The organism is Enterobacter sp. C3_dUdeg (assembly GCF_057536195.1).
The window spans coordinates 582,512-603,086 of record NZ_BAAKFX010000001.1 but is presented as its reverse complement, the minus strand read 5'-3'; the positions used below and the strand labels follow the sequence as shown (position 1 = coordinate 603,086).

General features: G+C 56.5%; 20 protein-coding genes. All 20 read right to left on the bottom strand.

Annotated elements, in window-relative coordinates; genetic code table 11:
* Positions 1-130: 130 nt before the first annotated feature.
* The gene (locus AC27FC_RS02800; RefSeq protein WP_232960002.1) at positions 131-1,087 is read right to left on the bottom strand and encodes a hypothetical protein; all 957 of its coding nucleotides are present in this window, start codon (positions 1,085-1,087) and stop codon (positions 131-133) included.
* A gap of 3 nt (positions 1,088-1,090) precedes the next feature.
* Positions 1,091-1,645 (bottom strand): hypothetical protein, encoded by a 555-nt coding sequence (locus AC27FC_RS02795; protein WP_232960004.1) that lies wholly within the window; start codon positions 1,643-1,645, stop codon positions 1,091-1,093.
* A gap of 76 nt (positions 1,646-1,721) precedes the next feature.
* Complete coding sequence (locus AC27FC_RS02790) at positions 1,722-2,234, bottom strand: hypothetical protein (protein WP_033146548.1); 513 nt, start codon at positions 2,232-2,234, stop codon at positions 1,722-1,724.
* The gene (locus AC27FC_RS02785) at positions 2,215-4,755 is read right to left on the bottom strand and encodes a type VI secretion system Vgr family protein (protein WP_196354266.1); all 2,541 of its coding nucleotides are present in this window, start codon (positions 4,753-4,755) and stop codon (positions 2,215-2,217) included. The genes AC27FC_RS02790 and AC27FC_RS02785 overlap by 20 nt, the downstream gene beginning before the upstream one ends.
* 65 nt (positions 4,756-4,820) lie before the next feature.
* The gene (locus AC27FC_RS02780) at positions 4,821-6,239 is read right to left on the bottom strand and encodes a serine/threonine protein kinase (protein WP_196354265.1); all 1,419 of its coding nucleotides are present in this window, start codon (positions 6,237-6,239) and stop codon (positions 4,821-4,823) included.
* Between the two features lie 24 nt (positions 6,240-6,263).
* Positions 6,264-8,879 carry a type VI secretion system ATPase TssH gene (gene tssH, locus AC27FC_RS02775; protein WP_033145786.1) on the bottom strand — a complete coding sequence of 872 codons (2,616 nt, stop codon included), beginning with the start codon at positions 8,877-8,879 and terminating at the stop codon, positions 6,264-6,266.
* Between the two features lie 38 nt (positions 8,880-8,917).
* A complete protein-coding gene (gene tssG, locus AC27FC_RS02770; protein WP_196354263.1) occupies positions 8,918-9,961 on the bottom strand; it encodes a type VI secretion system baseplate subunit TssG in 1,044 nt (347 codons plus the stop codon).
* Positions 9,958-11,829 (bottom strand): type VI secretion system baseplate subunit TssF, encoded by a 1,872-nt coding sequence (tssF, locus tag AC27FC_RS02765; protein ID WP_196354262.1) that lies wholly within the window; start codon positions 11,827-11,829, stop codon positions 9,958-9,960. Before tssF ends, tssG begins: the two co-directional genes overlap by 4 nt.
* 2 nt (positions 11,830-11,831) lie before the next feature.
* Positions 11,832-12,395 (bottom strand): type VI secretion system baseplate subunit TssE, encoded by a 564-nt coding sequence (gene tssE / locus AC27FC_RS02760; RefSeq protein ID WP_033145789.1) that lies wholly within the window; start codon positions 12,393-12,395, stop codon positions 11,832-11,834.
* Positions 12,388-13,200: a type VI secretion system accessory protein TagJ gene (locus AC27FC_RS02755; protein ID WP_196354261.1), complete on the bottom strand. Its 813-nt coding sequence runs from the start codon at positions 13,198-13,200 to the stop codon at positions 12,388-12,390. The genes tssE and AC27FC_RS02755 overlap by 8 nt, the downstream gene beginning before the upstream one ends.
* Positions 13,201-13,209: 9 nt before the next feature.
* Positions 13,210-14,208 carry a hypothetical protein gene (locus tag AC27FC_RS02750; RefSeq protein ID WP_196354260.1) on the bottom strand — a complete coding sequence of 333 codons (999 nt, stop codon included), beginning with the start codon at positions 14,206-14,208 and terminating at the stop codon, positions 13,210-13,212.
* A gap of 16 nt (positions 14,209-14,224) precedes the next feature.
* Positions 14,225-15,022: a PP2C family protein-serine/threonine phosphatase gene (locus AC27FC_RS02745; protein WP_014884226.1), complete on the bottom strand. Its 798-nt coding sequence runs from the start codon at positions 15,020-15,022 to the stop codon at positions 14,225-14,227.
* Entirely contained in the window at positions 15,019-16,782 is a 1,764-nt protein-coding gene (gene tagH / locus AC27FC_RS02740) for a type VI secretion system-associated FHA domain protein TagH (protein ID WP_196354259.1), read from the bottom strand. The genes AC27FC_RS02745 and tagH overlap by 4 nt, the downstream gene beginning before the upstream one ends.
* Before the next feature lie 87 nt (positions 16,783-16,869).
* Entirely contained in the window at positions 16,870-17,277 is a 408-nt protein-coding gene (locus AC27FC_RS02735) for a hypothetical protein (protein WP_194304653.1), read from the bottom strand.
* Positions 17,278-17,374: 97 nt separating this feature from the next.
* Complete coding sequence (locus tag AC27FC_RS02730; RefSeq protein WP_094934696.1) at positions 17,375-17,773, bottom strand: hypothetical protein; 399 nt, start codon at positions 17,771-17,773, stop codon at positions 17,375-17,377.
* A gap of 188 nt (positions 17,774-17,961) precedes the next feature.
* Positions 17,962-18,315, bottom strand: a complete 354-nt coding sequence (locus tag AC27FC_RS02725) for a T6SS amidase immunity protein Tai4 family protein (RefSeq protein WP_064672687.1) — start codon at positions 18,313-18,315, stop codon at positions 17,962-17,964.
* A 111-nt stretch (positions 18,316-18,426) separates the two neighbouring features.
* Positions 18,427-18,834 carry a putative T6SS immunity periplasmic lipoprotein gene (locus AC27FC_RS02720; protein WP_064672688.1) on the bottom strand — a complete coding sequence of 136 codons (408 nt, stop codon included), beginning with the start codon at positions 18,832-18,834 and terminating at the stop codon, positions 18,427-18,429.
* Positions 18,825-19,367 (bottom strand): hypothetical protein, encoded by a 543-nt coding sequence (locus tag AC27FC_RS02715; protein ID WP_021240381.1) that lies wholly within the window; start codon positions 19,365-19,367, stop codon positions 18,825-18,827. Before AC27FC_RS02715 ends, AC27FC_RS02720 begins: the two co-directional genes overlap by 10 nt.
* A gap of 57 nt (positions 19,368-19,424) precedes the next feature.
* Positions 19,425-19,907: an Hcp family type VI secretion system effector gene (locus AC27FC_RS02710; RefSeq protein WP_008502640.1), complete on the bottom strand. Its 483-nt coding sequence runs from the start codon at positions 19,905-19,907 to the stop codon at positions 19,425-19,427.
* 179 nt (positions 19,908-20,086) lie between these two features.
* Positions 20,087-20,476, bottom strand: a complete 390-nt coding sequence (locus AC27FC_RS02705; protein WP_400457219.1) for a T6SS amidase immunity protein Tai4 family protein — start codon at positions 20,474-20,476, stop codon at positions 20,087-20,089.
* Positions 20,477-20,575: the final 99 nt, after the last annotated feature.

The following is a 20,575-nucleotide window of genomic DNA, read 5'->3' as shown; positions in this document are numbered from 1 at the left end:
TGGCTGTTTTATTATTTACGCCATTGACCTGACTGTTCGACTAAAACATGGCCGCCTTTGCTGACAACCAATTTCGCGGGTGCATACGTCACGGTATAAACGATCTCGCCATTCTTGTACATTGAGCCGATTATTTTACCTGCGGAGTCGTGCAACGTTTTCCCTTTAAGGAGATCGTACTGTTATCACTTTTGCGCACGCCGAGATAAACCATCTGGTCACATTCGCTATCGAAATGGCCGCACCTGTTTATCAGAGAAATAGCGAACTTTTCGGTGTCCAGCTTTCTGGTTTCAGCGTTATGAACCGAAGCGGCTTTACGTAACGTATAACGCAGCGGAGCATAATAATTTCCATTTTGAGGAGGAGTAGCTAAACGCCATTCCATTTCACTCCCCTTTATTTCCAGAACAGCACGTCCGCCTGGGCCGCCAAACGATGAGTTGAATTTAATATTGGCACGATTGCCAGCGATCGTACCGGTAAGATTACGCTCATCATCTTCCGGGCAATCTATGCGGTTTCCTCTCTGGGAGATATAGCAATAAGACCCGGTGATACGGTTGCCTGATTCAGCTAACCGCAGGGTTAACGTCGAGTCGTCCCCGAATTCGCCAGCCCACTCCCCGTCAAACGCAAGTTCTGACTGGCTGTTCGTTGCAAAATGCATCGCATTGAATCTGGCGGCCCACTGCTGAATATCGGCATTTATAACCGGGCTATTATCAGATGACCGATATTGTATAACGTCCGATTCCGGAACCACCCAGGCCGCAAAGATTTTGCCGTCAGGATTGATGACCAGTGCTGACGCATTCTCCAGATAGAGATCTTTTAGCCAGCCTTCAACAAACAATCCGCCACCTGCGGTGGTATGCGGTTCACCGAAGACATCAAAGTTATCAATAAAGATCTGGTAATGATTTCCCAGCAACGTCCTGAGATTGTCTGTCACTTCGCTGTCGTTAACGATGCGGCTAACCGTTTCGAGCTTATTGTATTGCGATAATTCAAGCGCCGATGACGTTTCAACAACGCCAGCCAATAAAGCCGTGAACAATACGGCTGCCAGATATTTTTTGGTCATAAATCACTCTGAAGAACCATTTTCGTAATTCATGGTTATTTTCACAACCTTACTGTCTTTAACCTCAAAAGAGAGCAATTTCTTACCCAATTCATAGGAAATCCACTGTTCCCCGGAATCATTTTCAACCTGGCCATCGCCGTATGCATTGTTCAGTGCTCTGATTGTTGAACCCACATGAACTCCACGCGGCGTTAAAATATCTGAGGCAGTCAGCGTAATCTGGGAGACGATATAATCATCAACGCTTCGTTCAGCTTTATCCCAACAGAGATTGGAAGTGAATATTGCTAAACCAGCCTTTTGATGCTGGAAGAACTTATATTGGGTTCCGTCAAAAGGAACCTCACCGACAAAATGGCCTTCAAGCGGCACGTCAATTTTACGGGCAATATCAGGAGTCCATCTGTCGCCTAATGCGACAGGCTGGCCTTTGACCTTGACGGAAAGATCCTGTTTTGTCAGAACGGGCGGCATAGCTTCTGCCAAAACCGCATTGCTGCTCAGACAGGTAAACATCAGGGCAGAACAAAGAAATGTCGGAGTGTGTTTTTTCACATTAGTTGTCATTCAATGAATATTTATTGCGCTTCTCACCACTGGAAACATCGCCAGGACATGGAAGCAGCGTTTCTTATTCGGCGCTTATGACGACTGAACCCAGACAGTCAGGATTTTTCACGGTGAAACTGAAGCTCACCTTTTGTCCATTCATATCTTTTGGCGCTGTATAACTGGTCACTTCGTTCTCAGAGCGGCCTCGTGGATAATCAGTTAGCGTCAGCTGCGGATAATGCTTTTTAACGGTATCGAGAGTGATGCACTGGCCGGACGGTGAAAAATTCAGTAACGGTGCCATACCGTCACTTTCTTTACTTAAACGTAAATCAATTGCAGTAATGTTCGTTCCATCCGCCAGTTTGATATCGTCGGCATTGTAGAAATTGATATATTCATTTTGTTTCGTCAGCTTGAACGACAACGGAGCGTTGCTCAGACTGGTAACGGACAACGTTTTAAGTGATGCGCTCATTTGTGCAATGAACTGCCAAAGATCCTGTTTCTGCATGTTACCTCCTGCCATTCCCGTCGTTAATAAAGCCACAAGCACCGCACCCGTTTTTAGACTATGGATAATTTTTATCATACCAACCGCCATAATAATCTTCGTAATATTGCCCTGTGGTGGACGTTTGCTCGCCTTTGCCAAAGATACGGCCTATCTGCGTTCGCGCTTCACTTTCCTTTATAGTTCCACGTTCGAGGGAATCATAAATACGATTATATTGTGTCTGATTTGCCGGATTGCCCGCAATACCGATATCCCCACCCTTGTTGGCTATGATTTCGCGTTGGACCCGGATATTGTTCAACGTTGCAGCGCCTTCATCACTGAGTGTGCTGTTGAGATAGGCGTCGCGCGAAGAAAAATCAATGTTGGGTTCATATAAAGCGTGACCACTTTCATGTGACAGAGACTGAACAACCGCATTCGGATTACCGAGCTCGTTTTTATCAACGGTAATAACTCGCTTTTGACGATTGGCAAACGTCCCCTTACCTGCCTCACCTTCTTCAAATGTCCAGCCTCGTTTCTTTAACGTAGCTATGTCATTTTTCATGGTCGGTGATTTATCGACAAGACTATCTACATCCTTGCCATATCCGCTTGAAGGAGCATTGGAGGCTGGAGGCGTAGCGTTTTTAGAGGCTTCGGCAGGTGCGCTGGCAGCCACACCAGCCTTACTCTCCTTTCCCGGCGCAAATTTCTCCTGCACCGCCGCATCAATATCCCCTTTATGCCCCGATCCTGGTGCCGTTGTGCCCGGCTTGGTGCCAGAGGTATTCAGATGCAGCTTACCGCCCGTGGTGATATACCCATCCCCTTCCACGAAGAAGTTAAACTCTTTGCCGATCAGGTTAATCTTGCCGTTGGCATTCAGCTCAATGGCGCTTTCACCTGAGACCAGCCGCAGCTTCGTCCCGGAAGCAATCACATACTGCTCCACCGCCGCATCCAGCTTGCCTTTCCCCGTCAGGATCTCGGTTCCGCCTTTCACGGCCTGGGTTTGGTTCGCTTCCACGCGGTGCAGCTCGTTTTTCTTCACGTAATGGCTGCGCGCCCCGCCGACGCTGTGCGTTTCATCGTTCTTAACGCTAGTGTCCATGTTGCGCTCGGCCTGGATCCACACCTGCTCTGCGCCCGCTTTATCCTCAAACCGCAGGGCGTTGGCATTGTCGACGGAACCGTCTTTCGTGCGGCTCATAAAGCCCATCTGCGTCGCCGCGGCAGGCAGCGCCCACGGCGGCATGCTCGCGTCGTTGTACACGCGTCCGGTAATAATCGGACGATCCGGATCGCCGTTGATAAAGTCCACCACCACCTCGTCGCCGACGCGCGGGATCTGCACCCCGCCGTAGCCCTGGCCCGCCCACGCGCTCGACACGCGCACCCAGCAGGAGCTGGTGTCATCGCCCTTCGCCAGGCGGTCCCAGTGGAACTTCACCTTCACGCGGCCGTATTTGTCCGTCCAGATACTCTCGCCCTTCGGCCCCACGACTTTCGCGGTCTGCGGGCCGTAGGTGCGCGGCCACGCCGTGTTCTGCGCCGGACGGTAGACCACCGCCGACGGGATGACCGTAAAATCGGTGCGGTGAATGGTTTCACCCTCGCCGCTCGCGTAGCGGTTCTCTTCGAAGTGGTAACCCGCCGCCGTCACCAGATACTCGCCGTTGTCGCTGAAGAACGGCGCGTTGGTTAAGGTGAAGGTGTGCCCGGGCGCAATCCCCGCCGCCGTGGCGGTGGCCTGAATCTGCTGATGCTCCACCTGCCAGCGTTCCTGACGAATACGGGCATAAAACTCCCCGTGGCCTTTGTCCACAAAGCGACCCGGCCAGTCGTACACGTCGATGCTGCCCGGCTTCGGCGACGCCGGGTTCTGCTGGGCCTGGAACAGCCACGCGTTCGGCTTGCGGAAGTCATAGTCGTCGAGGCTGTAAATCCCCGGCGTCACGCTATCCTCCAGCGCCCACTGGCTGATGCCCTCTTCGTCCGTACTGCCGCCGGACGGCGTCTGGTGGTAAGGAATGACCTCATAGCCGCTGAACGGCTGATGCTGCGTGGCGGCGTCGGTGAGCACCAGGGTGTGTTTGTCCGCCTCGTGGCTGAAGTGATAGGCAATCCCCTCCAGCTCCATCAGGCGGCTGATGAAGTCCAGGCTCGACTCCTGATACTGCACGCAGTAGTCCCACACCCGGTAGCTGCCGGTGAGCTTATCCTCAACGTTGACCTGATGCTCGCCAAGCAGGGTTTTGACAATCTGCGGCACCGTCTGCCCCTGGAAGATACGCAGGTTACGGTCGCGCTTCATCGGCCACAGGTCCGGCTCAACCGTCAGCTGGTACACCGCATAGCGGGTGCCCGTCAGTTCGACGGCGCTGACCGCCACGCGGGTAATCTTGCCGTTAACATAGCGGGACGTCAGCAGGTTCTGCGTCGGGATGGTCACCGTGACCGCCTGGCCCAGCAGCTTGCTGCGATCGATGCGCGCGTCCGTGCCGAGCACGGTCAGCGTCAGCGCGAACGACTCGGACATCGCCTCGCGGCCCGTCAGTTTCCAGAACAGAAGCCCCTCCACCGGGAGCTGAACGGTAATTCGGTTGAGCATAATCTTTATTCCATCTAGCTTATGCGATTCAGAAAAGAGGTTCGCATCTGTGACTGAGCGTAATTCTAAGGGTTCACCAGCCAGGTGCCCGGCTTGGTGATATCCAGCGTCTGGCCACGCGTTCTTCCGTTGCCCTGGAGTTCAATCTTCACCTCACCGGCCGGCAGCTTGAGCGATGCATAGCCGTTGGTCGCCGGACGCAGCGCTTTTGGCTCGCCGTTCACTTTCAGCATTTCGCCGTCGAGGATGCGGATATAGACCAGCGCAACCGGGCTCTCCACAGGCGGCGGAGTCTGCTGGGCCGTCGCCTGCTCGTTAACCTTCGCCGTTTCCGGCTTCACGTCCGGCGCGTTTGCGGCGGTCTCAGTCGGACGCGTCTCTGCCGGTGCCTGTGCAGCCTGCTCGGGAGCATCGTTACCGCCGCTGAACAGCATCGCCCCGGCGACAATACCCACCAGCACGCCTGCGGCAACCATGCCAGGGATCTTGTAGCGGCGCCAGTCGAGCAGCGAAGCCGGTTTTTCGTCTTCGACCGGAACCAGCATCGTGCCGGGCTTTTTCGCCGTCAGCACGTCGTTGATCCCGGCGACCGGCATCTCTATCAGCGCGGCGAACTCGTCGATGGACTGCGGACGGTCCTCCATGTGCAGCGCCAGCGCGCGGTCGATGGCCTGCAGCAGCGGAATGGAATAGCCCTGCGGCATGATCTCCACCAGCGGTTTGCAGGTATCCTGAATCGAGCGCACCACGCTGACCGGCGGCGGAGAACCCACAATCAGGGTACGCAGCACCGCGCCGAGGGCGTAAATATCCGTCCACGGGCCCTGCTCGCTTTCGTTGTCGTCGGTGTACTGCTCGATCGGCGCAAAGCCCGGGCGCAGCATGGTTTCCGTTTCGTCGGAGAGGTTACCGATGGTGCGGCGCGCGGAGCCGAAATCAAGCAGCACCGGCAGGCCGTTATCCTGGATCTGAATGTTATCCAGCGAGATGTCGCGGTGCAGATAGCCTTCGTTGTGGATGGTCTTGATCGCACCGAACAGCATCGGCAGCGTGCGGCGGATCCAGGCCTCGTTGATCAGCTCCGGCTTTTCCTCGCGCAGGCGCGAAAGCGTGGTCCCGCTGTAAAACAGCGTCCCCATGTAGGCCGTATCGTTTTGCACCCAGAAACGCAGGACGTGCAGCAGGTTCGGGTGGTTAAAGCGCGCCAGCAGACGCGCCTCCTGAATAAAGCTGTTCAGGCCTGCGGAAAACGCTTTGCCAAAACGCTCGCTGCGCAGCACAAGGGTCATGTCGTCGCCGCGCACGGCGAGCGAGGAAGGCATAAATTCTTTGATAGCGATAGTGCGTTCGAGCTGGTGATCCCACGCGCGATAGACGATGCCAAAACCGCCGCCGCCGATCACCTCTTTAATTTCAAACTCGTTGAAGCGGTACCCGACCGGGAGCGCGTTTGGGACAGTCCGATTGTTATCATTATCCGTCATCTTTTACAGTTCTCTTGATGATTATTACGCGGCAAACTGACAGTGAAACTCGCCCTGCTCGCAGGTGACGTGCAGACGTCGGTACTGCTCGTCGCTGCGGCTGGCGGTAAGTAAGATCTGGCTCATCTGAGGCAGCAAGGTGTTGGTCAGAATAGCATCCACCATGCGGCCACCGGACTCCACCTCGGTACAGCGCTGAACAATCTGTTCCACTACGCTGTCGTCAAACTCAGAAATAATGCTGTGATTCTCTTCCAGACGACGCTGAATGCGCTTGAGCTGCAGGCGAACAATCTGCCCCAGCATCTCGTCGCTGAGCGGGTAGTACGGCACCACCAGCAGGCGGCCCAGCAGCGCCGGTGGGAAGACCTCCAGCAGCGGCTGGCGCAGGGCGCCGCTTAACGCATCAGGCTCCGGCATCAGCTCCGGATCGGCGCACATGGCGCTAATCAGGTCGGTGCCGACGTTGGAGGTCAGAATAATGATGGTGTTACGGAAATCGATGTGGCGCCCCTCGCCGTCTTCCATCCAGCCTTTATCAAAGACCTGGAAGAAGATCTCGTGGACGTCCGGGTGCGCTTTTTCAATTTCGTCCAGCAGCACCACGCTGTACGGACGGCGGCGCACGGCCTCGGTTAACACGCCGCCTTCACCATACCCTACGTACCCCGGAGGCGCACCTTTTAAGGTGGAAACGGTGTGCGCTTCCTGGAACTCACTCATGTTGATGGTGATAACGTTCTGCTCGCCGCCGTAGAGGGATTCCGCGAGCGCCAGCGCGGTTTCGGTTTTACCGACCCCGGACGGGCCGCACAGCATAAAGACGCCCACCGGTTTGTTGGGATCGTCCAGTTTCGCCCGCGAGGTTTTCACGCGGCGGGCAATGAGATCCAGACCGTGACGCTGGCCGATAACGCGCTGGTTAAGCGTGTCGGCGAGGTTGAGCACCGCGTCGATCTCGTTTTTCACCATCCGGCCCAGCGGGATCCCGGTCCAGTCAGAGACCACCGCGGCAACCACGTTTTCATCCACCGCCGCAAACAGCAGCGGCTCATCGCCCTGCAGGGCGTTCAGCGCCTGCTGCTGTTCCGCCAGCTGGCCGCGCAGCTCGGCGCTATCGTCATCGCCCGCCGCGAACAGCGCTGCGCGCAGGCGGATAATCTCCTGCACCAGGCTGCGCTCTTCTTCCCAGCGCTGGGCCAGGGCTTCGCGTTTTGTCTCATACGCGTCGCGTTCGGCGAGTAAAGCGGTTACGCGATCGGCGTCACCGGCTCCCACGCGCGCTTCGCGTTCAGCAATCTCAATTTCCACGTCCAGCGCGGCAAGGTGGCGCAGGCAGTCTTCCAGCTGCGCAGGCGGCGCGCTCTGGCTGACCGCAACGCGGGCGCAGGCGGTGTCGAGCAGCGCAACGGCTTTATCCGGCAGCTGACGCGCCGGGATGTAACGATGCGACAGCTTCACCGCCGCGCTGACCGCTTCGTCGAGCAGCAGCACCTGGTGGTGCGTCTCCAGCGGCGACACGGTGCTGCGCAGCATCAGAATGGCTTTCGCTTCGTCCGGCTCGTGGACCTGCACCGTCTGGAAACGACGGGTCAGCGCCGGGTCTTTCTCGATGTATTTTTTGTATTCCGCCCAGGTGGTGGCGCCGATGGTGCGCAGCTGACCTCGCGCCAGCGCGGGTTTCAGCAGGTTCGCCGCATCGCCGGTCCCCTGCTGGCCGCCAGCGCCAATCAGGGTGTGGATCTCATCGATAAACAGAATGATTGGCGTGGCGCTGGACTGGACTTCGTTAATGAGCGCCTGCAGACGAGCTTCAAACTCGCCTTTCATGCCTGCGCCTGCCTGCAGCATGCCGATATCCAGCAGCCACAGCTGAATATTTTGCAGCGGCTCCGGGACGTCGCCGTCGGCGATACGCAGCGCCAGCCCTTCCACCACCGCCGTTTTCCCGACCCCGGCTTCCCCGGTCAGCAGCGGGTTGTTCTGGCGGCGACGCATCAGGATATCCACCATCTGGCGGATCTCCTCGTCGCGCCCGACAACCGGGTCAATCTTCCCTTCGCGGGCGCGGGCAGTCAGGTCCTGGCCGTACTGGGCCAGCGTCCCCTGCGCCGCCGGTACCGTACCCGCCGGTGCGTCTGCGGCGGCAGCGGCCTGCTGCGTCTCCTTGCTGTTGGCGCAAATCGCGTCGAACTGCTCAATCAGCACCTCGACGTTAAGGCGGGTGAACTGCGACGAGATGCTTTTCAGCACGTTGGCCAGGTTCCAGGTTTTCAGCATGCCGATCAGCAAATGGCCGCCGCGAATACGGCTGACGCCAAACTTCAGCGATCCAAACACCCAGGCGCGCTCCACGGCGCTGTCGATATGCTCGGAGAGATCGGAAACGGAACTGGCCCCGCGCGGAAGGACATCCAGCGCGGCCACGATATCGCGGGTCAGCTGCTGTTCATCGAGGGCAAAGTGGCGGATGACCTGCTGCAGATCGCCATCCTGCTGCTGCATCAGCTGATGCAGCCAGTGCACCAGCTCAACGTACGGGTTGCCGCGCAGCTTGCAGAACGCAGTGGCGCTTTCCAGAGAGGTAAATAACAGCGTATCCAGTTTGCCGAAAAGCACGGCACGGCTAATTTCTGACATGTTAGTTTCCATTAACAATGATTCGGTATACGGAAGGATTACCGCTCTGCGCGATACACCAGATCGCCACGCGGGACAGGCTGCGGCTGAAGGCCCAGCCAGGTGTTATAGCCTAATCGCCCATTGCTGCCGAGCGTGGTGCCCTGCACCGCGTCTTCACGCAGGATCACCCGCGTTTCCCATTCTAACTCCACCCCGGCGTACTGACGCACCCAGTCGCGCAGCTCGGTGACCCACGCTTCACCCGGCAGAAAACGGTTGTACTCCTCCGCGCTCAGCGGGCCAATTTCGATGCGAAACTTGTGCTGCACGTCGCGGACGGCAACGCCGAGAAAGGCGGATTCACCCATCCGCGGCATGCGGCGTCCTGCTCCCAGCTGCGCCTGCTCGCGCGTGGAAAGCGGCATCCACTGCGGCACGTTGCTGATCAGTTTGACCGGGGCTTTAAAATAGCTGCGCAGGATCTTCTCCAGCCCCTCCGGATCCCGCCCGTGACGGGTCAGGTGCCCGGCGTGGGTAAAGCGGGCATGCGAGCTCAGGCTGCCTTTGTTCATCTGTCCCGGCTGGCCCATGCCAATCAGCGACGCCAGGTAGCCCTCAAAGCGCCTGTTATCAGCGCGATCGAGGGAGACGGTGGGTTGCGCATCCGCCCAGGCGCGGTAAAACAGCAGCGCCAGGCGATGATGGAACAGGTCGGCAAACGCGCTGAGGCTGGTGTCCTGATGATGATAAATTCGCTCGCGGGCGTATTCGGTCATATGGACCGGCAGCGGGCCGTTCGGGCCAAACAGGCCGAAGCTGAGGATAGACACCTCGTGCAGCCCGCTCTCCTCCCGCTGGCGGACCTGAGCCAGGGTCGACGGTGCAAAACTCATCGACGGCTGCTGGCCGATGCGCAGCGGCTCAAATTTCGGCAGCGGCGCGCGTCCCAGCGGGTAGCGCTCGCCGCCCTGGGCATCAATGCGCCTTAGCAGCTGAAACAGATCGTAGCGCCAGGGCGTCTCGCGAACCCCTTGCCAGAACGCGTCCGGCAGACGGGTCAGGCGATGCACGCGCAGCGGTGCAGTGGCAGCGTCACTCATATCAGCGCCCTTTTACCCATGCGCGGCGCCCAGTAGCCAATCTCGCCGCGCTGCTGGCTTTTCAGGGCGAACTCCGTAAAGCTGTTGATGGACACCAGGCGGGCAAAGAGGCGTTCCATCACGCTGCCAAAAAGCCACGGACTGGCGCCGGAAAAGGCACGCTCATCGACCGTCAGGGTGATGCCGATCCCGCGGGCGAAAACGACCGGGCCGGGTTCAGGCACGCGGCGATGAACCGGCTCCAGCACGCAGTGGCGTACCCCCTCCACCTGGCGCGCAACGGGCGTTTCTGCCAGGTTGGCGTACAGCCCTAACAGCTGGCGCAGCGCGGCCGCGCCGTCTTCGTTTTCGCTGTCCATCAGGCTGAGGTAGTTCATCTGCAGCTGGCTGATGAGCCGCCAGGTGCTGAACCCTTCCGCCAGCGCCGGACGCGGCGGCGTCGGGCCTTTACGCAGGGTGAGGGATTTCACCGGCATGGAGTCGGCCATAATGAACTGCCCGAGCTCCTGCTGCAGCATCAGCGGCAGGTCGCGGCTGGTGCAGAGCACCTCGGCAGAGATATAGCGCAGGTTTTCCTGCCACGGGGCGTGCTGTTCATCCACCAGCGAAACAAACACCTCTGAACCGATGTAACCGGTGCGGGTACCGTAGCGCAGGGCGTGCTCGGACAGCACGCGCTGTTCGCGGCGCAGGGAAAAATAGGCCCCGTAGTTGCCCGCATCGCCGCTCCAGGTGCTCCAGAATGGACGAAACGTCTGGTCATCGCGCTGGCCGTCCGCGCTGCCATAGATTTTTTTGACCGCGTAAATTTCATAATCCAGCGGACGGATATTATCGACCACCAGATGGTATTCATGCTGGCCTTCATTCAGCTTCTGACGCGCCGCGACCTTGGGAAACAGGTTGATGACCGGGGTACAGTGCAGCGCCAGATGGCTGGCATCAACCACGCGCTCCAGCTGTTCATCCGACTTATCCAGCAGAATGAAGATGTCGAAGGCTTTTTCGCCTTCACAGCGCTCGATAAGCGTGCCCAGACCGCTCAGGCTAATGAAGCGGAAGCGGGCCGGAAACGCGAAATACTCCTGCAGCAGGCGGTAGCCGTCAAAGTTGCGCAGATCGTCCGGAAGCAGGGCCTGGTCAGGCTCAAAGCCTTCCTGGCGCAGCGCGTCCGACGCCAGCAGCTGTCGCTGCGGCTGCGGGCTGACCGTCTGGCAGACGATCCCGGCGTGATGCTCCATCACCAGCTCCAGCAGCTTCAGCGCTTCAATATCCGGACCGCCGAGGAAAAATTCCAGACGGTCGAAATCCAGGTGCCCGAGGTTTTGCGGGCCGTCGCAGGCGATGCGGATCCGTAAGGCGCTGCCGATCCCCCGCTGGCTCAGCCCCAGCTGCGCGAGCGGCAGATCGGCGGGCACGCCGCCCAGCTCGACCTTGTCGATTTTCAGCGGCAGCAGGTTGACCTCGTGCGCCGTGGTATAGCTGCAGGTCACGCCGGTTTTTTTTAGCGCCAGGCTGTCCATCATGGTACCGCGCGGCACAATGAAGCCCTTGCTCAGGTCGCCCCGGCTGCTGTCGGGCTCAATCTCCGCAATCGCCATCGACGGCGTGGGCGCGAGATAGTTAGGCGCAATCATCTCCAGCAGACGCTGGGAGAAGCGCGGAAACTCAGCGTCCATTTTCATCTGCACGCGGGAGGTCAGGAAGGCGAAGCCCTCCATCAGACGTTCGGTATACGGGTCCGCCACTTCGATGCCGCGCATGCCCAGCCGTCCGGCGACTTTTGGGTAGCGTTCGGCAAACTCGGCCCCCATTTCGCGCAGGTAGGCCAGCTCGCGGTTGTAATATTCGAGCAGTTTACTTTCCATGATTACCCCGCATCTTTCAGTTCAAAATGGCCGTTTTCCAGATCGACATCGGTACGAAACAGAAACTCCAGCGGGTACGGCACACACCACAAACGCCCTTTGATCTCGATGGAGAGCACGTTGTGCAGATCCAGCGAGGAGGTATCCGACACGCAGCGGACCTGCAGCCCCTGCGGCAAGATGCGCGGTTCAAAATTGATGATGGCCTCGGTGAGCTTGCGCTGAATGTCGTGCCATTCGATATCCGACATTCTTTTCCCGGCCAGCGGCGCGACGCCGAAGTTGACCACCGATCGCTTCACGTGCGGCAAGGCGCTCAAATCGCCGGAGGCATCGTGGTTGATGGTGTTAAACAGCCACTGCAGATCGCGCAGGACGTTGCGGCGCAGGGCGGCGTGGGTGATCAGATTGCTGTTGGCCGACTCGCGCTTTTTTTCCGGCTCATTATCGGTGAGACGATCCAGCAGCGAGGGCTGCATTTTGTCGCGCGCCCCCACCTTCTCCTGCTTGCTGCGGGCTTGCCAGCCGCTGCGCAGCAGATCGCCTTCGCCAGCGGGATTACTCATCGGCTCCATCCGTCGCAAACGTCACGAGGCTTAATGACAGCAGCGGGTATTCGCTTTGCTCGCTCAGCCAGGCCTTCTGGCCCCTGCCTTCGTAAAGAGTGCCGTCTTCGTCGAGCGGCTGCCATTCGGTGGTGCGGCCCAGCCTGACCGCATCGGTGGCATCGGCAGCAAACGGGTAACGCGCCGGGATCTGACACACCTGCTCCGTACCGTCGGTCAGGCGCACCAGCGCGTGACGCCAGACCAGATCGGTTACGCTGGCGGGCGCCTGGAAACGGATCTCCGCGATGGCGCTGAACGGCAGCCAGAAATAACGGCCGTTCACGATGGTTTCGCAGACCGGGCCGAGACGGGCATCACCGTCCATCAGCCAGTCAAACGCCTGCGTCTCCTCGTTTTCGAGGATAATCTGGCCGGCGGTGGCCTCAGCCCGATCGAGGGCGTCCAGACGCAGCGCCCGGGCGCGCTCGCCCTCCTCGCTCAGCGCCGCGGCCAGGGTCGTCAGCCACGGCCACTGGGTTTCAGGCATAGCCGGACGCGCCTGTCCCGCCATCACCTGCGCGCGCTGCAGCTCGCCCTGAATGGATTGCTCCAGCAGCGTGACGGTGGGCTTCGCCTGAGGCTTCAGCGCCAGCCAGCTTTTCAGCTGGGTCAGCGCGCGCGTCCAGTTGCCGCTGAGGGTTAAAAACTGCACGAACGCGGCGCGGAGGTCGGCATCCGCCGGACGGGCTTTGATTTCAGCTTCAAGGCGCGCCAGCGCGTCGCTGAGCGACTCGCCCGCCAGGTGTTGATAGAGCGTATTCATAGCCACTCCTTAATTCGCCGCGCGCCATGCGCCGACGGCCGGATCGCGCAGCTGAGGACGCAGGGTGTCAATCAGGACGATATTCAGCGGCGTGCCGGGTGCGACCCAGGCGCTCCAGGTTTTTTTCACCGCCGCAATACGCGCCTGCAGTTTTGCATCGTCGCTGGCGATTTCACGGGAAATCTCCACCGCTACGGTGCCGTTGCTTTTCCAGCTGTTCAGGGCGCTATCGTAAGGCAGGATCATCCAGCTCTGGTCGCTGTTTGAGGTGCTGAATACCATGCGCTCTTTGTTGACGGAGGTGATCAGCGCGTTTTCAGGATCGGCGCTTTGATTCAGACCCGTCACCGGGAAGCCGTGGATGTAGGTCACCGCCATCTCTTTCTGTCCGCCGTTGCGGGACTGTGAAACCACGGTGTGTCCACTCAGCCAGCTGCCGTTACCGCAGCGGGTGGTGTCAGAATCCGGAATAAAGAGCGCCGGAGCGGAAGCGCCCCCTTCCCAGAAGGTGCGCAGGTGGCAGCCGTCCTGCAGGGTGAATTCCTGCCACGGCGTACGGTCAGCCGCGACGGTGCGGGAAGCCACGTTCTGGTCCGGCGGCAGCAGCGCGCCGCTGGTTGGGGTTGCGGTGACGGTCGCAGCAGGCGCGGCCTGGTCCTGTTTCACCACCAGCGCCCAGTCCTGCGCTTTGCCTGCCGTACCCTGCGCCAGCGTGGTACCCGCCGGATCGTTGAGCGTCCAGCTAAGCTTATTCACTTTGCTGCACTGGTGTTCCAGCAGGGAGCCAAGGCGCGGCACAAAGTTCTCCAGCACGGAGACGTCTTTCTTGCCGTTCGCCACAATGCGCAGCGCCACCTCAGGCTTACACCAGCTCTGCGGCGTGTTGTCTTTAATGTTGTCGATCCAGATATCCAGCTTCTGCGCAGGCGACTGCACGATGCGGAAATTCTCAGCCTGCGCGGTGGAGGTGACCGCCAGAAGTGCCAAACCCGATAGCCAAAGTTTCATATCGTTCCTTGTGTGTCTAATCAGTTCCGCAGGGAAGAAATTGTGCTGCGTCAGAGAGGGTGTGCAGCAAAGTGGTGTCCTGAGGGTTGCCCATCCATACCGCCAGGGCAGTATAGTTATCCTGAGCATTCCCCTCCTGTTCGCCATTCTTTTGAATGATTTGGTTCATTAAGGTCAGCCACTCCTGCGGCGTATTGACCATATGCAGCGACTGCTTCATTTGCTCTTCGCTAACGCCGTGCCAGAACCCGTCGGTGCAGAGTAAGAATGCATCGCCGTCTTCAACCTGCACCACGTCGCTGTAGCTCGCTTCCGGCCCGCCGTTTTCAATTCCCAGCGCCAGATAGAGCAGGTTGCTGTTCAGGTTGTCGGTCTGGTGCCCGGCGTCTTTCATCTGCTGCACCAGGCTGTGGTCGGTGGTCACATGCCACAGCCATCCCCGGCGAAACAGGTACAGGCGGCTGTCTCCGGCGTGCGCCCAGTAGGCCAGGCCGTAATCACGGTCAATGAACAGGCTGACCAGCGTCGTGCCCATCCGGCGATAGTCCTGAACGGCCTGCTGTTCGCTGAGGATGGTGCGGTTAGCCGTCTGCACGTAGTCGCGGATATGCTGCGCATTAAGATGTTTGTCGCCATCGAAGCGGGAGATAATGCTGTTGCGGGCCAGCTCTGCAGCCACCTCACCGCCCGGCAGGCCCGCGATGCCGTCGCAGACGACAAAGCAGGCTGAACGTTCCCCTATGGTTTCTCCCGTCTGATCCTGGTTGCTGGCGCGCGTCCCCTGGCGGGAGAGAGAAGCCGTTGCGATATTCATTTGTCTTCCGATCCGCTCTGTGAGTCTTTGTACTGATTCACCTCCATGTCGTACGCATGAAGGAAAGCCTCGCCGAACAGGGTGTGGAAGTCATCCTCAATCTCGCCAGCCGTCTCGCCATAGCTGCGAACAAAATAGTCCCACAGGGCGGCTTTGCGGCTGCCCGGCAGCGCCAGACGCGAGGTCATCCCGTTCTGCTTCGCCTGCTCTTCCAGCTGTTCCGGGTTAAAGGACTGCAGCATCGCGGCAATGATGGCGCGGATACCGGAGATCATGCCCAGCTGGTGCGCCTGCAGGTCGATCAGCGCGTCGCGCACGGATTTGGTCGGCGGCATAAAGCCCGGCATCGGGGTGCCGAACATCTGGATCAGCACGGTTTTGCCGGTCGGCAACAGCTTGAACGGGTTGTTGGCATCGTCCAGCACCATGGTCATATCGGCCTTCACGCCACGCTTGAGGATGGAGCGCGAGGAGAGCAGCGCCACGGTTCCCTGAGAGAACATGCCGAGGATCTGCCCGAGCTGACGCATATTTTCACGATCAAACTGCGGGACGGGCTGCATTTCGCTCAGGCCCATGCCTTCCAGCAGCGCCTCCAGCAGCTCGCCCTGCAGCACTTCGCCCTTCTCACCGCTGTTTGCCGTGGCGGTTGGGGCGGCAGCGTTATTGACCGGGTCAATGCGCAGACGGCCCTTCGGTGCCTGAGCGCTGCTGCGCGCCACGGCCTGCGGCGTTGGCATGGTGAAGCCCGCGTAATCCGGCCGCGCGGGCTCTTCTTCAGCACGCGGTTCTTCCTGCGGCTCAGGGGCGAATAGCGGAGAATCGGCCAGCACGTCCTCTTCCTGCTCGGGTTCCGGCACTGGCGCAGGCTTTTCGGCAATAATGTCATCCGGATGGGTCAATGGCGCGCCGCCCATCAGTCCGAGCGGGTCGTCATTACGCGCGGCTGGCGCGCTGGCCTTACCGCCAAACAGGGCCAGCGGATCGAGCTCATCCGTCGCCTCGTCTTCTGGCTTCACGGGGCTATTCTCGCCCGGCGGCACCAGCGTTGACGGGGTGACGTCGTCAAAAATACTCTCTTTTTTGAACAACGCTTCGTCGCTGAACAGCGTGTCCGGGTCGACATTCTTACGCTCGAGCTTTGGATCGCTGTCGTTAAACATCGCCAGCGGATCTTCCGCGTTACGCTCCGGGGCCGCAGGCTGGGAGAACGGATCGTGCGATGCAGCAGGCTGCGGTTTTGTACGGTTGCTGGAGATGCTGTCGGAGATGGAGAACTCCTGCATCAGGCTATCCCAGATCTCCGTTGGCACGGCGGTTGGCTCGGCCTTCCCACGCGGTGCGGCGCTCGCCGGCTTCGGTTGCGCAGCGGGCGCGGACGCGGCTGCCGGACGCGCCTGCTGATGCATACTGGCCGCCATACGGCTCACGGGCTGCGTATCGTGGATCAGTTCGGTCACTTCGATACGGTAGTCATCAATACCGAGAATGTCGCCATCCTGGAGCTCAACCTGACGCCCTCGCTCCAGCGGAATGTCATTTAATACCACGCGGGTGACGCTGCCACGGTTGGTCACGCGGCATTCGCCCTGGGCGTCAACGTGAACAATGGCCTGCAGACGAGAGATGGTGCGGTCATTATCCGGCAACACCAGATTGTTATCCGTACCGCGCCCAATGGTGCCGCCCGGGGCGTAAAAATCACAGCTGCTTTGCGGCGGCTGATGACCGGGTTTCGTAGAAATAATCGTGAATCGCATGGCGTATTCCTGCTGGTATGATTAGCGCTCAAACGCTGCCGCTCTCGGGGCGAGAACGGCGGCGTTTGAGAAATTGAATATCAAAAACTATTTAATGAAGGTGATAAAATATAATCCAACAATGAGCCATAGAGTGAATATTAACGCCTGTAACTTATAACGGCGATGTAATTTTAGCATCCAACCAATTCTTTCTTCAGGTAACGACTGTACATATTTATAAGCATCTTCCTGAACAAGCCTTTCACGCGTGAATTTCATTTCAACGCCTTTATAAAGGCGAACAAACCAGATTATTTTTTGATAATTGGCCAGCGAACCAAAAAAAGAAGCATAGTTGGTTACAAGATCCAGATCATATCCCTTGCGCCGATAGTCTGAAAGTAACCGATTATAATCAGCCTCGTGTTTTTTGAAATAACGAGAACTGAACAAATCCATCATTACAACAACCATTAACAAAACCACAACAAAAAACAAAAACAAGTCATCCATATTTACCTTAACTAGCACCAGGCAGATAACATTACATATATCCGGAGCGTCAGCGCGAGCACTAGCCCAAAAAAATATTTAAATCTTCAATGTATAATTAAATTTCATTAACGCCCGCAAGTATTAAAAGCAGTACAAACAAAGCCGTGGCAACTTTAACTTTTCTGTTATATGAATTAATCCAGGATAATTCGAAGCCAGATAAAACATTGTTGCAAGATTGAGGCTCAAGCCAACGTGATTCCGTCAACTTTATACGCTTGCCCTTCACAAGCCTTGATAAAATTGTAGTGCGAAAACCAAACCCCCAAAAACCAAGATTTTTCCAAGTTTGATAATCCTCTTCCTTGAGAAAATTCTTTTGAATTAGCAACTCATAGATTTTATCAACCTGACCGGAATGTTTCCGGTAATCAACATAGAACGTTAGCATAAGGATTATAAAAATGGCAAAAACACAGATAATAAAAGCAGAGTACATGTTATCAATAATCACGCTATTCTCCGCTAAATATTAAATTATCATTTGTTCTCCTACAAATCCTCACGTGAATTACCAAACAGTTGTCTTGCCTTGAAATCCAGCGTACCCGGTTGCTGTACCACACAGTAACCCGGAGCAACGTTTGACTGATTTGCCATGGAAAACTCCTTATGTCTAACGCATAAATAAAGGGTGAAATGCTATTTTAGGGCATTCAGCGGACGAATCGCATCGCTATTGGCGATTAAGCTGCACTTCAAAACCTGATAATGCCCCGGCTGAGTGCCACCCACTTTCTCTTTCAGTAGAGAAGCAATCACCTTGTCTGCTTTTTCAAAATTTTCAGCAGGCAAATTGCTAGCTTCGAGCCATGCGGCGGCACTAGCCTCGGCATCAGCTTTCAGGGCTTTGCTGTCCGCAATCTTACCGATACACCGGTTTTGCACCCAGTTTTCAAAGATTTGTTGCTGAGAAAAAGCGCTGATATCAGGCAGCGTTTGGGCATAAACAGCAGAGGCATTTAAAGCCAACGCGAGCAGCAGTAAACGTTTCATTTCATGCTCCAGAACGTTGCGTTGGTAGGTGCCCGGTAAACAGTAGTCATCAATGCCGATAATATCGGCATCCGCCCGGGCGTGAGCCGCGGCGTTTGGGGTTAACTCATTCTATTCGGTCTGCGTAAGCTTAAACTGGCCTGAAGGACCTTCTTGTAAGGTGAAACGGGCAGCATAGCGAATAGAATCGTTTTTCCCTGACACTTTCAGAGCAACATCATATTCTCCGGCTTGCCACGCAATCCCCTTCCACTGGTGACACTGTTGGGTCGTTAACGTCACCTCAGGGCTAAACGTTGACGGCGGCGATACCGCTTTCCATTCATTTCCCGCGCGTTTCATTATGGTGGGCGAATGGCTGGTGACAGGCGCGTCTAACCCGGAGTTAGCGGGAATAGCAAAGCAGGGTTCGTTGTCCTTTAGCGTAACCGAAAGCGACTTATATTGTGCAGGATGAGATACACAGGCACTCACCGTTAATGCGATTGCTACAACACTGAGTAACTGTTTCATAACCATACCCGCCGGTCTTTAGGATTTTGAATAAACAACGATAATACCTGCAGATATTTATCCTTCAGGTCGGGTCCGATAATTCCCTCAAAACCTGCAATGTTTCGGAAATCACCCAGACCGTAATTTATCAAATAATAAAAATCTGAAATGATAGAAGCCTGCTGCTCCATACCAAAGTCCGATAATTTTTTATCGGGGGGCAGAGAATAATTATAACTTGCTGCCCAACTGAATGCGCCTCGGGTTCGAACATTCATTCCAATCTGATGCTGCAATACATGCACCATTTCGTGAATAAACCAGTGTTTATATCGCGGAACCTCTATCGAGAAGTCATCCCGATAATGCGGCTCGCGAAAATAGAGCTCACCATTGGGAGTCATTGCGACATCTGTCGACTGCATATTAAACGGCAAATAGCTTTTATTATGGACTTTAACTTCTGAGTACTTTATTGCGTCACCAAAAACCGAGCGAGCCAGTGCTATTTCGCCAATGGTGAGAGGACGGGCGCCTCCTTCCTGCAAACTTGCCATGCTATCTTCCTTCCCGGTTGATAATGACCGGGGAAAACTCCCCGGCCAAATACGCAATTACGCTTCTTTGTTTTCTTTGATGTTCCAGCCAGCGCTGCTTTCAGCACCTTTACCACCAGACGTGGTCTGCTCCCAGTACTGCTGTTTCACTTTCGCAGCCTGGAATGCATAGGTCACACCAACGGTATCGCCGTTGTCAGCACCGGTGTACTGAACAGAGGTGACCAGCACATCTTCCAGCGTGATGCGGGAGTATTCCACCTGCTGGCCGCCGGCTTTACAGACGGACAGCTCAACTTTGGTCAGGTGTTTGCCGCTGGCGCAGTGTTTCAGGATAGCGGTGGTGGATTTGTCGATCAGCGCGTTAACGTGCAGGTCGTTGAAGTTAACTTTACCGGCACCGCCGCCACCGCCAACGCTCATATTACCTGGCTGGGAAGCGCCCCAGGAGAAGGAGGTAATATCAGTCCAGCCGGTGTGGTTAGAATCTTTAGATTCGCCCGTAACACCCTCGACCTTCAGAAACATATCAATAGCCATAATATCTACTCTTCGTGGATGAACAATATTGCTTTCGAAAAAGCACTTATATGGCAAACAGGAAAGCATGGGGCTGAATAAAACCGTCCATATTTTACCTCTGCCTCATATCAAATGACCCGTGTCATTTGACAGTCTTACATTCCCCCTGAATGAACGGAAAGAATGTGAAGTCTTTACTACTGCGGGTTATCCTGAATCCAGGTGCGATCAGGATTTCCGATAATTAATTGAGGTACCAGCTTGTTAAGTTCGTCACTATGATAAAGACGCAGGCAATTTAACGTAACGCCTTTTACATCGGGCTTTCGTTCGGCATGAAAGCCGTTAATGTGATCTTTGTATTTTCCAATGAGCGCATCCATTTTCTCAGTGCCATTTTCAGCATCAAAAGGAATCCACTCAATGAATGCACTCGCACTGCGGGCAGCATCAGCAGAAAACTGGCTGCCTTTATCTGCTACCTGCTCCAGGCAGCGCGCCAGAACAAAATCTTTTAAAACCTGCCGGTATGTTTGCTGCTGATAAAAATCAGGATAGTTATTTCCGGAATACACATAAAAAGTCATAAATACGAGGAAAAAACATAAACGTTTCACCTTATATCCTTTGCCATAAGACCCACAGCGCATCAGTCCGCGTAAAATACTAACTTTTCTCTTTCCATT

Bases quoted from the DNA above. Each gene is read 5' to 3' on its own strand.
- AC27FC_RS02715 (WP_021240381.1), bottom strand. From the start codon at position 19,367: ATGGCAAGTTTGCAGGAAGGAGGCGCCCGTCCTCTCACCATTGGCGAA.
- AC27FC_RS02780 (WP_196354265.1), bottom strand. From the start codon at position 6,239: ATGACGGATAATGATAACAATCGGACTGTCCCAAACGCGCTCCCGGTC.
- AC27FC_RS02720 (WP_064672688.1), bottom strand. From the start codon at position 18,834: ATGGTTATGAAACAGTTACTCAGTGTTGTAGCAATCGCATTAACGGTG.
- tssG (WP_196354263.1), bottom strand. From the start codon at position 9,961: ATGAGTGACGCTGCCACTGCACCGCTGCGCGTGCATCGCCTGACCCGT.
- tagH (WP_196354259.1), bottom strand. From the start codon at position 16,782: ATGCGATTCACGATTATTTCTACGAAACCCGGTCATCAGCCGCCGCAA.
- AC27FC_RS02735 (WP_194304653.1), bottom strand. From the start codon at position 17,277: ATGGATGACTTGTTTTTGTTTTTTGTTGTGGTTTTGTTAATGGTTGTT.
- tssH (WP_033145786.1), bottom strand. From the start codon at position 8,879: ATGTCAGAAATTAGCCGTGCCGTGCTTTTCGGCAAACTGGATACGCTG.
- tssF (WP_196354262.1), bottom strand. From the start codon at position 11,829: ATGGAAAGTAAACTGCTCGAATATTACAACCGCGAGCTGGCCTACCTG.
- AC27FC_RS02725 (WP_064672687.1), bottom strand. From the start codon at position 18,315: ATGAAACGTTTACTGCTGCTCGCGTTGGCTTTAAATGCCTCTGCTGTT.
- AC27FC_RS02800 (WP_232960002.1), bottom strand. From the start codon at position 1,087: ATGACCAAAAAATATCTGGCAGCCGTATTGTTCACGGCTTTATTGGCT.
- AC27FC_RS02710 (WP_008502640.1), bottom strand. From the start codon at position 19,907: ATGGCTATTGATATGTTTCTGAAGGTCGAGGGTGTTACGGGCGAATCT.
- AC27FC_RS02785 (WP_196354266.1), bottom strand. From the start codon at position 4,755: ATGCTCAACCGAATTACCGTTCAGCTCCCGGTGGAGGGGCTTCTGTTC.
- AC27FC_RS02755 (WP_196354261.1), bottom strand. From the start codon at position 13,200: ATGAATACGCTCTATCAACACCTGGCGGGCGAGTCGCTCAGCGACGCG.
- tssE (WP_033145789.1), bottom strand. From the start codon at position 12,395: ATGAGTAATCCCGCTGGCGAAGGCGATCTGCTGCGCAGCGGCTGGCAA.
- AC27FC_RS02790 (WP_033146548.1), bottom strand. From the start codon at position 2,234: ATGATAAAAATTATCCATAGTCTAAAAACGGGTGCGGTGCTTGTGGCT.
- AC27FC_RS02745 (WP_014884226.1), bottom strand. From the start codon at position 15,022: ATGAATATCGCAACGGCTTCTCTCTCCCGCCAGGGGACGCGCGCCAGC.
- AC27FC_RS02750 (WP_196354260.1), bottom strand. From the start codon at position 14,208: ATGAAACTTTGGCTATCGGGTTTGGCACTTCTGGCGGTCACCTCCACC.
- AC27FC_RS02705 (WP_400457219.1), bottom strand. From the start codon at position 20,476: ATGACTTTTTATGTGTATTCCGGAAATAACTATCCTGATTTTTATCAG.